This window comes from Enterococcus sp. DIV0174, from assembly GCF_050529065.1.
Taxonomy (GTDB): Bacteria; Bacillota; Bacilli; order Lactobacillales; family Enterococcaceae; genus Enterococcus_B; species Enterococcus_B thailandicus.
Genome location: NZ_CP172881.1, coordinates 1,278,741 through 1,294,534 on the forward strand (window position 1 = coordinate 1,278,741; position 15,794 = coordinate 1,294,534).

The window sequence follows — 15,794 nt, forward strand, 5'->3', positions numbered from 1 at the left end:
TAATTTAATTAACGAATAGTACCTAGAAACATTTCAAAATTTTGCGTATCAGCTATTTTTTGTTGTAGTTTTCGGTCTTCTACAAGATCAGATAAATACTCAAAAAAAGCTTGGAGTTTGTCTTTGTCATCTTCAGCAACGGCAAGTAAAAAGATGATTTTTACGGTTGCATTCGGACGCCAAAAAATCGGTTCTTTTGAGATGTAAACAAAAATTTTTGTTTTCTGGATGGAGGCATCAATAGCATGAGGGATTGCGATCAACTCAGTGATATTTGTTGGTGCAATTTCTTCTCGATCAATCACTTTTTCAATAAAATCTTCAGCGACAATGTCTTGTTCTTGTAAAATAGTTCCGATTGACTGGATTAATTCGTCCCGTGTAAGTTGCTGATTGTTGACAACGAATAAGGCTGGATCAAACAAGCTCAAAAAATGACGTTTTTCTTCTTCAGCAGCTAAAAGTTTTTCAATTTTGCCCATCCCTTGTTTAATATCTAAAAAGTCGATTTGGATAACAGGAATCTGTTTATCTTCGAGAGGAACTGTTGAGATAAGAAAATCAACGTTTGTTAACTTTTTTGTTTGATAAGTTGCATAGGAAATAGTATCGATGATTTCTAATTGATCAGAAAAACGCTTCTTGAGCATCGCTTCAATCAACCGACTTGTCGAAACGCCTTGACCACAGACAACCAAAATTCGTTTTTTATCTGCTGTGTGTGCTTTTTTTCGCTCAATCGCTGCCGCAATGTGTAAAGCTAGGTAACCAATGTCATCTTCGGTGAACTCAAAGGTGCTTAGCCACTTACTATTGTTTGTTGCCAAAACAGCTAATTCAAAGGCATACGAAAAATTCTTTTTGATCTCCGATAATAGGGGGTTTTTTTTATTTTTCATAATTTCCTTTAATGTCAGGTAACTAGAAAAATGGATAAAGAGATCTTTTCGTAAAATCTCATCTTGTTGCAGGTCTTCACCAATCATTTCATTAAGTTCCATCAACATCTGATCAATAAATTGATAGATCTTAGTTGTTTGGCTACTGGAATGTTGCGGCTGTTGTAAATCTAAAAAGAGATGGTTCTGTAACCAGATTTCGTCTTGAAGGTCAAAGCTGATTTGATTCTTTTTTTCGATAGCTGCCAAAAGTTCTCTGATTGAAGACTGAATCTTTTCATCAATAATAAAAAAACTCGAAACAGATTCAAGATGATGCTGATTTTTCACTCTAAGGATAGCAATGGCTAGGTGAATAACAAAATTTTTTCGATGATAGTCAGAAATTTTATACAGATTAGGTGGAAAGTAATCTGTTACTAACTGTGATAGTTCGACTAAGTTGATTTCGTGAAACAGTTCATACTCATTACGAGAAAACTGCGAGATATAGCTCTCAAAATTTTTTTCAATTAATTGATCTGAGATTACCTGCCGGATAGCTGATTCTTCCCCAACGATTTTATACCCAATGTTTACTTTTGAAGTGATTTTGATCTCATAAGAAGCAAGTAATAAGCGAAGCTGGCGAATATAACCTAAGATTGTCGTTCGCCCGACATATAATTGATTGCACAGTTCATCTAGTGATATTTCTTTCTCTGAAAATAAGAACAGAAGTAATAATTGCTTGATTCGATCTTCAGAAGTTTCTAGTTGATGGGATGGGGTGGTTGATTGTGAATGCAGCTCGGTAAATAGTTCTTGAACATTTTCTTTGTGTAACATTTCGTATCCAATACCTCTTTTGAGCACGACTGTGGCATCGTATTTCGCTAGAAAATCATTTAACTCCTTCAAATCATTTCTGATTGTTCGTTTAGAAACTGAAAAGTCCGAAGCTGCTCACTGGAACAATTTTTTTCGGTATAGAGACGTTGAAACAGCTGGTTTAATCTTTTATACGCAAACATAATTAGCTACCCCCTTAATTGTTATCATATATAGGAATGAGCTGAATTACAATTGGCAGATTTTAATAAGAAATCCAAAAGAAAGAAAAGGCTTACAGTTCCAAGGCACGATGGATTCGTTTGAAGGTGGTCAAATGATTTCCATTTAATAACGGAAGTCATTGAACTAAAAAATTCAGCTCTTTCCACTTTGAAAAGGAAAGAGAAGTGGTATCGAATGTATGCGATTTCATTTATAGTATGGATAGCGAGGAGGTAATCGAGTGAAAGAAATCGAACAGCACTATTTATGTGAAAATCATCTAGCATTCAAATCAAAGGTTGCTAACTGGGAAGAGGCAGTGAAGTTAGCCGCAGAACCTTTACTACGAGAACGAATCATTGAAGAAAAGTATATTCAGGCAATGATCAAAAACGTTCGAGAAATGGGTACGTACATGGTATTAGTACCACGAGTTGCAATGCCTCACGCCCGACCAGAAGCGGGCGCATTAGGAACAGGATTTAGTATTTTGAAATTAGTTGAGCCGATTTCTTTTGGTGATGTAAAAGATGTGTACTTAATTATTTGTCTAGCAACGGATAATAATGAGGCTCATCTGGCAATGCTTCAAAAAATTTCCGCACTAATTGATGAAGAGGAAAAAGTCGATGCATTATTAGAAACATCGACAAAAACAGCATTTATTAAACTAGCAGAAAAGTTTATCAAAGAAGAGGAGGAATTATAATGATCAAAATTATTACAGTGTGTGGGAATGGAATTGGTAGTAGTAATTTATTGGCAATGAAAATCAATCAGATTGCGAAAAAGAATGGGTTTGAAGTTGATGCGAAATCCAGTGATTTTAATGCAGCGTTGGGAGAAGAACCCGATCTGTTTGTAACAGTCGATGAATTTGCCAAACAGTTTCCTGCAAACAAAAAAGTCGCTGTCGTTAGAAGCTACGCAGACAAGAAAAAAATTTCGGAAGACATTTTACCAGTATTGGAAGAATTAAGTAAAGGGTAATCATTTATCTTATATGGCCATATGAGAGGATTAAATAGATTCAATAAAACAGGAGGATTCATAATGGAATTTTTGGAATTTCTCAAGGATATGTTTAGTGAACCAGCAATTTTGATGGGGTTAGTTGCTCTGGTTGGCTTGGTTGCAATGAAAGCACCTGGACACAAAATCTTAACCGGAACATTGGGACCAATTCTTGGTTACTTGATGTTAGCCGCAGGTGCAGACGTTATTAGTGGAAACCTTGATCCACTTTCTCAGATGATTGAAAAAGGATTTCACATTACAGGAGTAGTGCCAAATAATGAAGCTGTAACTTCTGTCGCACAAAAAATTCTTGGTGTTGAAACAATGTCGATCTTAATCGTTGGACTGATTGTCAATTTGTTAGTCGCACGCTTTACCCGTTATAAATATGTCTTTTTAACTGGTCATCATTCATTCTTTATGGCGTGTTTATTATCGGCAGTATTAGGTGCAGTTGGCTTTTCTGGAACCTCTTTGATTTTAGTCGGCGGGTTTTTCTTAGGTGCATGGAGCGCAATTTCTCCAGCAATTGGTCAAAAATATACGCTTCGTGTCACTGATGGTGATGAAATAGCTATGGGACACTTTGGCTCGATTGGTTATTACTTATCCGCTTTTATTGGGAGCATCGTTGGAAAAGGTTCAAAGTCGACAGAAGATATTCAAGTGCCAGAAAAATTTGGGTTCTTACGAAATACGACAATTTCTACTGCATTAACGATGGTGATTTTTTACTTGATTTCCGCTATTGCGGCAGGACCTGAATTTGTTTCGACTTTATCAGACGGAAAATCACCCTATTTATTCGCGATTCTTTGTGGATTGAAATTCGCAGTAGGCGTTACAATTGTTTATTCTGGTGTCCGTATGATTCTTGCTGATTTATTACCTGCGTTTCAGGGAATTGCTGATAAAGTCATTCCAAATGCTGTGCCAGCTGTTGACTGTGCGGTATTTTTCCCATATGCACAAACAGCAGTTATCATTGGGTTTATTTCAAGTTTCGTTGGTGGCTTGATTGGTATGTTTATCCTTGGCGCTTTTGGTGGTGTATTGATTATCCCTGGATTGGTTCCGCACTTTTTCTGTGGTGCAACTGCCGGTGTTTACGGTAATGCAACTGGGGGACGACGTGGTGCAGTGGTTGGCTCATTCGTCAATGGCTTATTCTTAGCCTTTTTACCAGCACTTTTATTACCAGTTTTAGGCCAGCTAGGATTTTCAAATGCAACCTTTGGTGATTTTGACTTTGGATGGATTGGTATTTTATTAGGAAAAGTTGGTGGTCAATTTGGACAAACGGGAATCTATGTCATCATTGTGGCAGTTCTAGTCGCTTTGATTGCTCCAAGTATTATTCGACCATCTAAAACAGCAATTAATAATGAAGAAATGGAGCTTGATTAACATGAATTTTAACCTTGATATTTATTCAGATGGTGCAGTGATTGAAGAGATGTTGAAGATGAAAGCTGCTGGAATCGTTTCGGGATTTACAACTAACCCTAGTTTGATGAAACAGGCGGGAATTACGAATTATGTTGCTTTTGCAAAAGAAGTATTGGAAAAAGTCGAAGGATTACCTATCAGTTTTGAAGTTTTTGCCGATGATTTTGCAACGATGGAAAAAGAAGCTTTGAAACTCGCTGCATTGGGCGACAATGTTTACGTCAAAATTCCAATCATGAATACGAAAGGTGAGTCATCAACTGAATTAATCCAGCGATTATCAGAAAAAGGATTGAAACTTAACATCACAGCTATCATGACTTTAGAACAAGTAGAAGCCACAGTTGGTGCATTAGCGAATGGCACTGAAAACATCGTTTCTGTATTTGCTGGACGTGTTGCTGACACAGGAATCGATCCCTTACCATTGATGGAAAAATCTTTGAAAATTTGTGGCCGTAAAGAAGGAACTAAATTACTTTGGGCAAGTTCAAGAGAAGTTTACAACATCGTGCAAGCAGAACAGTTAGGTGTTGATATTATTACTGTGACGCCTGCAATCCTTTCTAAATTGTCAATGTATCACATGGACTTGAATGAACTTTCGTTGGAAACCGTCAAAATGTTCAATCGAGATATCCAAACTCTAGGATTTACTATTTTGGATGAAGAATAACTTAAGCAATAAAAAGAGAAGCTTGAAGCAATCGACTGATTGTTCCAAGCTTCTCTTTTTATAAGATTTATTGGACTAGTTAGTAGTAACAAGTTTATTATTTACTTTCTCGGGTAAGTCTTTTTGATCAATTGTATTGGGACCTTCGATAATCCGCTTTTTACTCATTTTTACTTTGACATATGAATTTGGAATCAATGGTTCCGCATTGTCATTAGAGATCTGAATCTCTCGTTTTTCAGTTGAGCCGTCTTCTTTAACAAAAGTAAGGTCGTAGTCGTAAGAAAACCAAGGACTATTGTCACCAATAGCACTTTCACTTTTATGTTTTACTTTAGCCGGGACTTCGTTTGGCACATGGGCATAGGCAACTTCACCAACATAAGTATCTTGATAATATTGATACCCTTTAAATCCACCAAATGCCAGTAATGCTAAAAATATTACGCCAATCACTTTTTTCATCTTATCACCTTTTTCTCCTAGAAATATGTTCTAGTATACCAAGGGTGATCCAAGATAGGGCTAACAGGGTGCTAACAGTTTTGCAAGATAAGCAAATGCAAAAATAAACTAGATCAACTAAATTTGCGAAGAAGTGTTTATATCGTTTTCCTTATTTTTGCCTTCGGTTTAAAAGTAAAAATGAAGGTTGAAGTGGATAGAGGGTGTATATGAGATATAAAAAAAATCACTGAGAAAAAACAGTGATTTTTTTTACAAACAAATTTAGTTTTAAAGCTAATTTTTTAATCTATTAAAAGTCAGACCAATCAGACTCATCATTTTCTACCGCGTTTGGTAGTGGCTCTGAAGAAGCTGTTTCTAACCCAGTAGAAGGAGAGAGACTTTCTAAGTTTTCAGCTTCATTTTTAGAATTGCGTTCAGCAGAATATTTATCTCTTAAATACTCTTTTAAAGTATCTCGATCCCACAATTCAACATTTCCCTCTAGTGCAAGCTGTTTTGCACTTGCAGAAAAATAGTTGTTTGAAATTACACTAACTTTATCAAGCTTGTAAAATGTTTTACCCGCCAGTGCTTGTTGAACCACGCTGTTTCCAAGTACACTAGAGTGTTTTCTGCATTGAAAACCATAGGATGTTGTTCCCATTGTGGCAAGCAAATCCAGTCCTTGATTATCTGAATTAACAGTATTATTAATGTCACTGTAGCCGATTTTTTCTAAGAGTTTCTCACAATATCGACCAAATTCAACTTGAGTTAGTTGATCGATTTGTTGTAGTTCATATTCAAAACTCTTACGCTGTACACGATCCATCTCATGGACTATTTTCTTTTTTTGTTTGTTTAAGTCTTGAAGTTCATTTTTTATATGTTTTTTTTCAGCAGTTGAGTTCTCAATTTCTTGATTGATTTTATTTAGGTGATTCAATCTTGAATGATCAAATCCTACTTTCTCTAATAGCATTAATCGAAGAAATTTTGGCAGAATAAAGTAAGCAAATACAAGGCTAATCCCAAAACCACCAAGACGTTCACTTAATGGACTACTTGCATCAAATAAAAGAGCAAACCCCGAAATACCAAAAAGTGCTGCCATAATAATTCTAAAAGTTTTCATTTAATATGCCTCCAGTATTTATTTTCTTTTTCATAGTAAGAACATAACTATCTAATCTTTTAAATAGGCATTCAGAATTATTTGTATTCCTAAGGTTCTTATTTTCTCATAAAGGAGAAGAAAGGGGCGCTAAATAAAGTGAATAATTCGTTTTCTTTCCTAAAAAATGGACTAGAATATTTAGTTATTAAAAAGCATCGTTCTTGTTATTTCTTTTTTTAATTATACACTAAAAAATTTTGTGTTTTAATAAAATAAAGATTTATGTAGCGATTAAAATTCAAAAAATATAACAGCTTACAAAAAAAGCAGACCAACAAGTAGTCCACACTTAAAGTCCTAAAATCGTTCTTCTCTTATATCTTTATTATACCGCAAAAAAAATTGTAATTGTAGCCTTGTTTTTGATTGGATGTGGCTGTAAACTGCTATTCCGTAGATAAAACATTTACGGATCATTTTTTAGTAATTTAATAAATAGGCAAAGGGCGTGTTTTCTTGAAGAATGTAGAGAAAAAAGAACAACAGCATTTAACGTCAGTTTATCAAGAGTTGAAAGCAGAAAAAAAACGATTACTGCAGTTGATTCAACAAAAAGATCAGCATGGGCGACAGCACATTGAAGAAATGACTGGTGATATTCGTTTAAACATGGACAATATCACTGATAATTTAGACACCTTTGCCAATATTGAAGCCTTGAATCGGCAAATTGACCAGTACAATATTCAACTGGATTCCGCTAGAAAGAATTTAGAAAAGGTTGAGCGATTACTAGCTTCGCCGTATTTTGGTAAAATTTCCGTGGATTTTTTGGAGGAAGAACCAGATGAAGATTTTTATATTGGAATCAATGGTTTTACCACTGAAAAAGGATCAGATTTAATCTACGACTGGCGTTCACCGATTGCTGAACTATTTTATAACAATGAGCTAGGGAAGTCTCATTATCAAGTGAACAACCGAGAAATTGAAGTAGCAATTGAAAATCGCCGACAGTTAATTACTAAAGCAGACCAACTAATCAATTACTTCGATACTAAGACAACCATTCAAGATGATGTATTGCTTGACGTATTAGCGCAAAATACTTCGAGCACGATGCGAGATATTACGGCGACAATCCAACAAGAGCAAAATCGAATTATTCGTGATCAAGAAGCAAAAAATGTACTGGTCAATGGGGTAGCCGGCAGTGGTAAAACTTCAACAATTATGCAACGGATTGCGTATCTCCTTTATCAAAATCAACAAACGTATTCTGCAAAAGATATCTTGATTTTTTCACCTAACCAAGCATTTGGTCATTATATTGCAGATGTCTTACCTAGTTTAGGAGAAGAAAATCCACCGACCTTAACTATTTTACAATTGGCAAGAGACTTTTCAGAAGCTAAAGTGGAAGATGAAACAACTTATTTTCAACGTATCAGTCGACAAGAGGCAACCAGACAAGAACGCGTCTTACGAAGTCAAGCATTTATCACATTTATTTTAGAGAATACTCGTTCACTACAGGTCACCTTCAACGAGGTGAACCAGAAGAAACAAGTCTTCTTTACACCTGAACAAATTGCTGAGTTGTTTAACTCTACACCAACAAACTATGACTTACGTGAACGAATTGCAGGCACTAAAGAGAAAATGCTTCAGCAGTGGGAACATCACTTGTTGCAACAAAGCCAAAGTGCAAAGTTGAGAAATCAGTTATTAGAACTGACGGAAAAACAGCAACGAGAATATTTTGGTAAATTATTAACGGAACAATCAGAAACAGCGTTAGCAAAATACGCCGAAATCTTATTGAGGAAAAAATATCGGAGAGTAACAGAGCAAATCAATGAGCTCGATTGGTTGGATAGTACCAACTTGATTGTTCAATTGTATCAAGCATTTACAGGAGAAGAATATCTGTTACAAGAAATTTTGACCCTCGATGAAGCAATAATCCAATTGTTCATTCAGCATACATTAGTTGAAAAGCTTGACCTTTTGGATTACAAAGTTATCTTGATTGATGAAATTCAAGATTATACACCTGCGCAGCTTCAATTGATACGTCATTTTTGGCCACATGCTGATTTGACAATGGTGGGAGACGAAAATCAAGGGATTTTTAACAGTCAGATTTCTTTTGCTGAAATCAGTGAGCTGATAGGAGACTCCGTTGTTTATTATCAATTAACGACAAGTTATCGTTCAAGTGGCGCAATCACGAAACTATTTGCATCATTATTGGAAAATCCCGAAGAAATGCAAATTACACCTATTCGTCCAGACGGAGAAGCAATTCAGTGGCTCCCTTATGACCGACTGTCAGTGTTTATCCATCTGATTGAACAACTGGATTCTGAGAAAATTTATACAATCCTGACAAAAACATTAGCAGAAGCAGATGGTTTGCGGGCAGAACTTTCTGATCATGTGACAAAAAAAGTACGGATTCTACCAATTGAATTAGCAAAAGGATTAGAGTTTGACCATGTCATCTTGTTTGATGTTTCCGACAAAAATTATCAGACAGAGCAAGATCAACGATTGCTTTATACAGCGATTTCTCGTGGAACGCAAGCGGTGTGGATTACGTATGAGGGAGAATTGACAAGATTTTTAACGGAGCAGTTGAAGAAAAATTGAATTGATTGAGGATTAAAAATTGAAGCGCGGGGCAAAACACGAGTCATTCTTGTGTTTTGTCTCGCGCTTCTTAAAAAAAATTAGAGGACGCAATCATTTTGTTTACTTTCTGCAACCATTTTAGACAAGAGTTCCTTCGCACTTTCTAAGTCATTTTGCATGGCAGTTATTTCCTGAATCTTTTCTTCTGTAAAAGTAATTCGTTCTTCCTTTGTCAAATTTTGTGCGTCACTGGTCAAGTTTTGCAAATCAGAAATAGTAAATCCAGTAGAAGCTAGCATGCTTAATCTTTTTAAATAGGGAACGACCTCCTCCGCATATACACGGTAATTATTATTATCTCGTGAAATATATCTTTTGGGAATCAACTGTTGTCGTTCATAAAAACGGAGTGTAGAAATAGGAATCTTTGTCAGCTCTGAAACAGTTTTTGTTTTCAAAAAAATTTCTCCTTTATGCTTGCTATAAACAAAGGTTCATAGTTTAAGATAAACACATCTTATTGATTGAACAATAGGATGTCAAGAAAAAAGGAGAGAAATCAGATGAAATTAGAACATTTAAATGACTTTAACAAAATTATCGCTGAACGAAAATCAATCCGAAAATATGATCCTGAAGTTAAAATCTCGAAGGTTGAAATGACAGAGATGCTAAAATTAGCTAGCACCGCACCGTCAGCTGCCAATATTCAACCATGGCGAGTGGTGGTCGTTGAGTCGGATGAAGCAAAAGCCACACTTGAACCCGTATTGATGGGAAATAAATTGCAAAATGAAACTTCATCAGCGATGCTATTGATTTTTGGCGATTTATTAGCTTATGAAAATGTAGAGCGAATTTATGATGAGGCTGTTGAGAAACAAATGATGCCTTTAGAAGTACGTGAACAACAAGTGAGTACTATTCGCGCAGGCTACTCTTCATTACCAACAGAAGTGCTTAGAGAAGTGGTCAAAACAGATGCAAGCTTATTCGCTATGCAGTTGATGTTAATCGCTCGTTCGTATGGTTATGACACAAATCCGATGACCGGTTTCTACCAAGATCAGCTTGCTGAAACTTTTTCATTAGATCCTGAAAGATATGTTCCAGTCATGATCCTTTCCATTGGTAAGGCAGTCGAGGAAGGTTATCGTTCAATTCGATTAACTGTTGATGAATTCAGCAGTTGGAAATAACAACATCTACTACAAAGTAAAACTCCCACCCAAATTTTATCGGGTGGGAGTTTTTTGCTTAAAAAATCCTTGTGACAGAGGTTATTAGCTTTAGTAAATAGAAATTTTTGTAAATTGCTTTTCAAATTTTGTGAGATTTCCACTTAATGTCATTGTCGAAGAAATTGCTTTGGGAACACCGTGAATAAGGCTGTGAAAGAAGTGTCTAGCTCCAATAAATAAGAATAAATTTCCAGAAGCTGCTTCTCAAATTTTTGTGAAATTTATTTTTATTTTGAAGAAGTTACCTCTTGAACCCATTTATCTGGAAAAAGGGATGCAAGACAAGTATTCTCACATCTCCTTTTACTTTAGAGTTAAAGAGTACTCGTCTCGTGTTTATAAATTTCATTAATCAGTAAGAAGTTGATGACTTACTTATTAATCGAAGTAGATGAACATGTTGTGGTTAATAATAAAGAAATAGCAAAATGTTTTCTTGACTTAGAGTGCACTCCAGATGATTGAATGGGATTATCTTAAAAAAGGAGTGAAGAATAGTGAATAGCAAACTATTAAACAACGGAAAAAAAATGCCACAATTAGGTTTTGGTGTCTATCAAATCCCACTAGCAGACACTGCTGAAGCGGTCTATCAAGCAATCAAAATCGGGTATCGTTTAATCGATACAGCTATTTCATATGGAAATGAGGTTCAAACTGGTCAAGGAATCCAACGTGCAATTGCTGAAGGGCTTGTTCAACGAGAAGAACTCTTTATCACAACAAAACTTTTTATTCAACAAATGGGAGAAGAAAAGGCAACCCAAGCTATCCAACAATCACTCATCAATATGAATCTGGACTATCTGGATTTGTACTTGATTCATCAACCTTATGGCGACATTTATGGTGCATGGCGTGCCTTGGCAACTGCACAAGAAAAAGGTTTGGTTAAATCAATTGGACTCTCCAACTTTGATTCGGCAAAGCTAATTGAATTTGTCAAAATGAATGAAGTAGCCCAACCACAAGTCAACCAAATTGAGGTTAATCCTTGGAACCAACAACAAGAAGCTGTCAGTTATCATAAAATGTGTGATGTTCAAATGGAAGCATGGGCACCTTTTGCGGAAGGACGGCATGAGCTGTTTACTAATGAAACGTTAGCCGGAATTGGTCGAAAGTATAACAAAACAGTTGGGCAGGTTGTTTTGCGCTGGTTGATGCAGCGAGGAATCATCGCCTTGGCAAAATCTGTGAATCCCGAACGAATGGCAGAAAATTTTGCTATTTTTGATTTTGAATTATCAGCGGAGGATTTTGCGTTGATTGCTCAATTAGATCAAAAAGAATCAGCATTTTTTGACCATCATGATCCAGAAAGAGTAAAATGGTTTATGGAAAGACTTTGATTTTTAATCAATGTAGCTGCAAAATGATCAATTGCCGGAGGGAAACAACATGAATATCAAAGAAGCAGCCAATCTAACAGGACTATCGAATGATACCATCCGTTATTATGAACGAATCGGAATCATTATGCCCGTACCAAGACAAGAAAACGGGCTACGTGATTTTTCAGAAAGAAGTATTAATCAGTTGAAATTCGCAAAAACGATGCGGAATGCAGGAATGGGTGTGGAAAGCTTACGCGAATATGTGGCGATGATTTATGAAAACGATGATTCAACGATCCCAGCTCGCAAAGCATTATTACTGGAGCAAGCTGAGCTGATGCAAGAAAAAATAACTAAAATGCAAGAAGCACATGATTATTTGCTATTTAAAGTCGAAAACTACGAAGGGCACATGCGCGAGTCTGAACAAAAGTTACAATAAATAACGAAAAAAAGCCCACTTTACTGCACCTTTTGATAGGGTAAAGTGGGCGAAACAATTCAAAATTATTTGTTGATTCGCGTTCGATTTGTCATACTGACATTTCCTAGATAGCGGTATAAGGGTAAGATATCCGTCTTTTTAGGAAATTCAAATTTATGTACGGCATGCACTTCGTTGTTTGAACGTTGATTAATATTTTTAAGATAAGTAATTGTAATCTCACTGTCATCTAATCCTGTTCCAGCAGTTTCCATATCGACTTCGACAATTGAATCAAGATGTATCGAGTGGAAGGCGGTTTTCTTACCAGTTGCTCCTTGCTTATCAACAAAAATCACTCGATGATTGGTAAAAATCAACGCATCCCTAACCAATTGATAGCCCATCGTAATTTCTTCATTATCAAAAAGATATGCTCCATATTCTTGAGTCAATTGTTCTGGCGTTTTTTCTGAGTAATTTCCTAAAGCTCCTTGTACAAGATTATTAAATAATGCCATATTGATACCTCCTAAGTTGTTGTTTTTTGTGTCTAAACACTTAGTATGATTGACTGTTTAACTAATCATACCTTATTTTATCGTACCACGTCGCGCATAATTATAGTATATATTTTTAGGGTATAAGTCTGATTTTTTTATTACTAGAAAGTGAACGAAATACTTAGTGGTGCTATAATAAACTTACGATAATTGAAATGAGGTCTGCAAAATGATGAATGAAACATTTTTAGAGGTAATGAGACATGAGGGAGCAGTAACAATAATTTCTTCGAGTGAAAATGCTCCGGGCTTTCATGCTGTGAACACTTGGAATAGCTATGTTCAAATCAGTGGCGATAAATTATATATTCCTGCAGCTGGGATGCACAGTGTTCAACAAGATATCGAAAAAAATAATCAAGTGATGTTAACCGTTGGAAGCAAAGAAGTCATTGGTACAGTAGGACCTGGTGCAGGATTCCATTTGCACGGAACCGCTGAGTTTATCACAGGGGGACCAATTTTTAATGAAATGAAGGAAAAGTTTCCGTTCTTAAGCCGTGTGCTACAAATAACTGTCACTGAAATTGATCAAAAAATTTAACAAAAAAAGGACCAGCTCTCAATGGGCGGTCCTTTTTTATCATACATTTAGCCAGTCATTCAAAACAGCATAGCTCTAAAACATTTGAGTAGCTTGTTCAGCAAATCTATTAGTTTTGGAAGCATTCAAAACTAATAGCTCTAAAACAGCAGCAAAGTCATAATCCAAAACACGACAGTTTTGGAAGCATTCAAAACAGCATAGCTCTAAAACGTTGTTGTAGTCTACTCTTGGATCGTATGGGTTTTGGAAGCATTCAAAACAGCATAGCTCTAAAACCAGTGTGAATAATTGTTTGTGCCTTTTTTGGTTTTGGAAGCATTCAAAACAGCATAGCTCTAAAACAAAGAAAATAAATGGGTTTTAGAACGTACAGTTTTGGAAGCATTCAAAACAGCATAGCTCTAAAACTGATAAGTGTCTGATATTGTAACATCTCTTAGTTTTGGAAGCATTCAAAACAGCATAGCTCTAAAACAAATTAGTGTTGTCATGTGGGGTGCAAGTCGTTTTGGAAGCATTCAAAACAGCATAGCTCTAAAACTAAATTACTATTTTTAAGCTTTCTTAGGTTGTTTTGGAAGCATTCAAAACAGCATAGCTCTAAAACGACACCGTAAACATGGACTTACATCATATAGTTTTGGAAGCATTCAAAACAGCATAGCTCTAAAACCTCGGATAAATTTTTTGAGGCTCCGTAATCGCACTATTCGCCCATAGCAAGGCTTCAGTTTGAATGCTTCTTTCTATTTATTTGGTAATATGTTGGCTATTTGAATGTCAACGAACAGTTTTCTTTAGTATAGCATAAACTGACTTTCTGTCATAACCAGTTTTTGGTTGCTGAATGAGTCTGAGCTACAGGGATATAATTGTTTAAAGAACTAACAAATCAATATCGTAATTAAATCCATTTTCGTCACTTAGTTTTTTATAAAATTCGCCACTTTTTTTGATTGTTCTTTTTTGAGTAGGTAGATCTAAGGAAACTAGTCCGTAACGATTTTTGTACGAATTGATCCATGACCAACAATCAATAAATGTCCATAAATGATATCCTTTGATGTTACAGCCGTCATCAATTGCTTTCCAAAGATAAGCTAAGTGGTCTCGAATAAATTCAATCCGATACTCATCAATTACTTGTCCATCTTCATCCATAAATCGTTCTTCGTTTGCAACACCCATGCCATTTTCAGAGATAAATGCTTCAATATTTCCATAGTTATTCTTGATATCCATACATAAATCATAGATTCCTTTTTCATAAATTTCCCAACCACGATATTCGTTCATACGACGTCCGGGCATTACATGATTTTCAAAGAACCATTCAGGTAGGAAGGGGCTTTCGGGATTGATTGCTGTTAGACGAGCTTTTACTCTGCGAGGTTCATAATAGTTCAATCCTAAAATTTGGGCGGTATTCGCTTGAATCGTTGCTAAATCCTCCTGAGTAAAGTCGAGTGGTAACTGATCATATTCGGTTAAAAGTTCAACCAGTTTGGGCGGGAAGTTTCCTTTCACCATTGGATCTAAAAAGCTTCGTGTATAAAATAAATCTGCAATCTCCGCGGCTTTGACGTCAGCGGAATTATTACTTCTTGGAAAAGTTGGGCTAAGATTTAAAATGACACCAATCTTGCTTGATAAATTATATGTTTTAAAGACTTCGATTGCTTTCGCATGAGCTAAGATCGTAAAAAATGCGGCTTGGCTTCCGCGTTTAAAGTCAACCAAATTGGGATAGTGGAAGTCTTCTAAATAAGAGCCTAAGATTGGGCCAAGTGGTTCGTTAAACGTAAACCAGTGAAAGACTAAATCGCCAAATTCTTCAAAACACGTTTTTGCAAAATGGACATAAGCCTCAACAACATCCCGTGACTCCCAACCACCTTGATCCTGTAACTTAGCAGGCATATCAAAATGATAAAGATTAGCAAAAACTTTTATTCCGTTTTTATTCATTTCAGTAAATAAATCACGATAGAAAGTAATCGCTTGTGGATTCACTTCTCCTACACCATCTTGCGGAAACATTCTTGCCCAAGAAATAGATACTCGAAAAGAATTATGTCCGGTTTGTTTCATCAATTGAATATCTTCTTTATAACGATGAATGTGATCGGTTGTGATTTCTGAGCTGATTCTTTGATAGAAGCGATTAGGTTGTTCTTTATACCAACGTTCCCACACCGTTTCAGCTTTTCCTGTTTCGCCACGACCTTCAGCTTGTTCAGCAGACCACGCAGATCCCCACCAAAAATTTTCTGGAAAGGATAATTTTTTGATTGTACTCATTGATAGACCTCCTTTAAATTCATACCAATCATAACACCGCTTTCAAATAAAATAAACATCTTTTTATAAAAATATATACTTTTACGACAGGAGCTTATTTT

The 15,794-nt window shown here is 35.9% G+C and carries 15 protein-coding genes and 1 CRISPR repeat array; of the genes, 9 read left to right on the plus strand and 6 right to left on the minus strand.

The window, feature by feature from the left end; translation table 11 throughout:
* Window positions 1–8: 8 nt before the first annotated feature.
* Window positions 9–1,727 (minus strand): BglG family transcription antiterminator, encoded by a 1,719-nt coding sequence (locus IGJ93_RS06155; RefSeq protein WP_430597039.1) that lies wholly within the window; start codon window positions 1,725–1,727, stop codon window positions 9–11.
* Window positions 1,728–2,175: 448 nt separating this feature from the next.
* Between IGJ93_RS06155 and IGJ93_RS06160 the strand changes: the two genes are divergently transcribed.
* The 4 genes from IGJ93_RS06160 (at window position 2,176) to IGJ93_RS06175 (ending at window position 5,076) form a co-directional block, all read left to right on the plus strand.
* A complete protein-coding gene (locus IGJ93_RS06160; protein ID WP_082294042.1) occupies window positions 2,176–2,643 on the plus strand; it encodes a PTS sugar transporter subunit IIA in 468 nt (155 codons plus the stop codon).
* Window positions 2,643–2,924 (plus strand): PTS sugar transporter subunit IIB, encoded by a 282-nt coding sequence (locus IGJ93_RS06165; protein WP_067481906.1) that lies wholly within the window; start codon window positions 2,643–2,645, stop codon window positions 2,922–2,924. The genes IGJ93_RS06160 and IGJ93_RS06165 overlap by 1 nt, the downstream gene beginning before the upstream one ends.
* Before the next feature lie 63 nt (window positions 2,925–2,987).
* Window positions 2,988–4,358, plus strand: a complete 1,371-nt coding sequence (locus IGJ93_RS06170) for a PTS ascorbate transporter subunit IIC (RefSeq protein WP_067481908.1) — start codon at window positions 2,988–2,990, stop codon at window positions 4,356–4,358.
* A gap of 1 nt (window position 4,359) precedes the next feature.
* Window positions 4,360–5,076 (plus strand): transaldolase, encoded by a 717-nt coding sequence (locus IGJ93_RS06175; RefSeq protein WP_067481910.1) that lies wholly within the window; start codon window positions 4,360–4,362, stop codon window positions 5,074–5,076.
* 75 nt (window positions 5,077–5,151) lie between these two features.
* Here IGJ93_RS06175 and IGJ93_RS06180 read toward each other — a convergent pair whose 3' ends face one another.
* Window positions 5,152–5,541 carry a YxeA family protein gene (locus IGJ93_RS06180; RefSeq protein ID WP_067481912.1) on the minus strand — a complete coding sequence of 130 codons (390 nt, stop codon included), beginning with the start codon at window positions 5,539–5,541 and terminating at the stop codon, window positions 5,152–5,154.
* Between the two features lie 292 nt (window positions 5,542–5,833).
* Window positions 5,834–6,661 (minus strand): restriction endonuclease, encoded by an 828-nt coding sequence (locus IGJ93_RS06185; protein WP_071868331.1) that lies wholly within the window; start codon window positions 6,659–6,661, stop codon window positions 5,834–5,836.
* A 498-nt stretch (window positions 6,662–7,159) separates the two neighbouring features.
* On the opposite strand from IGJ93_RS06185, the gene IGJ93_RS06190 reads away from it, so the two are divergent.
* Window positions 7,160–9,298 carry a HelD family protein gene (locus IGJ93_RS06190; RefSeq protein WP_285700360.1) on the plus strand — a complete coding sequence of 713 codons (2,139 nt, stop codon included), beginning with the start codon at window positions 7,160–7,162 and terminating at the stop codon, window positions 9,296–9,298.
* An 80-nt stretch (window positions 9,299–9,378) separates the two neighbouring features.
* Here IGJ93_RS06190 and IGJ93_RS06195 read toward each other — a convergent pair whose 3' ends face one another.
* Entirely contained in the window at window positions 9,379–9,738 is a 360-nt protein-coding gene (locus IGJ93_RS06195) for a MerR family transcriptional regulator (RefSeq protein ID WP_071868333.1), read from the minus strand.
* 105 nt (window positions 9,739–9,843) lie between these two features.
* Between IGJ93_RS06195 and IGJ93_RS06200 the strand changes: the two genes are divergently transcribed.
* The 3 genes from IGJ93_RS06200 (at window position 9,844) to IGJ93_RS06210 (ending at window position 12,300) form a co-directional block, all read left to right on the plus strand.
* Entirely contained in the window at window positions 9,844–10,479 is a 636-nt protein-coding gene (locus tag IGJ93_RS06200) for a nitroreductase family protein (RefSeq protein ID WP_071868334.1), read from the plus strand.
* A gap of 539 nt (window positions 10,480–11,018) precedes the next feature.
* Window positions 11,019–11,873, plus strand: a complete 855-nt coding sequence (locus tag IGJ93_RS06205; RefSeq protein ID WP_071868335.1) for an aldo/keto reductase — start codon at window positions 11,019–11,021, stop codon at window positions 11,871–11,873.
* Window positions 11,874–11,922: 49 nt separating this feature from the next.
* The gene (locus IGJ93_RS06210) at window positions 11,923–12,300 is read left to right on the plus strand and encodes a MerR family transcriptional regulator (protein ID WP_075491510.1); all 378 of its coding nucleotides are present in this window, start codon (window positions 11,923–11,925) and stop codon (window positions 12,298–12,300) included.
* 65 nt (window positions 12,301–12,365) lie between these two features.
* On the opposite strand, the gene IGJ93_RS06215 is transcribed toward IGJ93_RS06210, so the two are convergent.
* Window positions 12,366–12,803, minus strand: a complete 438-nt coding sequence (locus IGJ93_RS06215; protein WP_067481922.1) for a PH domain-containing protein — start codon at window positions 12,801–12,803, stop codon at window positions 12,366–12,368.
* Between the two features lie 214 nt (window positions 12,804–13,017).
* Between IGJ93_RS06215 and IGJ93_RS06220 the strand changes: the two genes are divergently transcribed.
* Entirely contained in the window at window positions 13,018–13,389 is a 372-nt protein-coding gene (locus IGJ93_RS06220; protein WP_075491538.1) for a pyridoxamine 5'-phosphate oxidase family protein, read from the plus strand.
* Window positions 13,390–13,566: 177 nt separating this feature from the next.
* Window positions 13,567–14,065: a CRISPR direct-repeat array (repeat unit 36 nt; unit sequence GTTTTGGAAGCATTCAAAACAGCATAGCTCTAAAAC).
* A gap of 203 nt (window positions 14,066–14,268) precedes the next feature.
* Here IGJ93_RS06220 and IGJ93_RS06225 read toward each other — a convergent pair.
* Window positions 14,269–15,693: a glycoside hydrolase family 1 protein gene (locus IGJ93_RS06225; protein ID WP_086270946.1), complete on the minus strand. Its 1,425-nt coding sequence runs from the start codon at window positions 15,691–15,693 to the stop codon at window positions 14,269–14,271.
* Window positions 15,694–15,794: the final 101 nt, after the last annotated feature.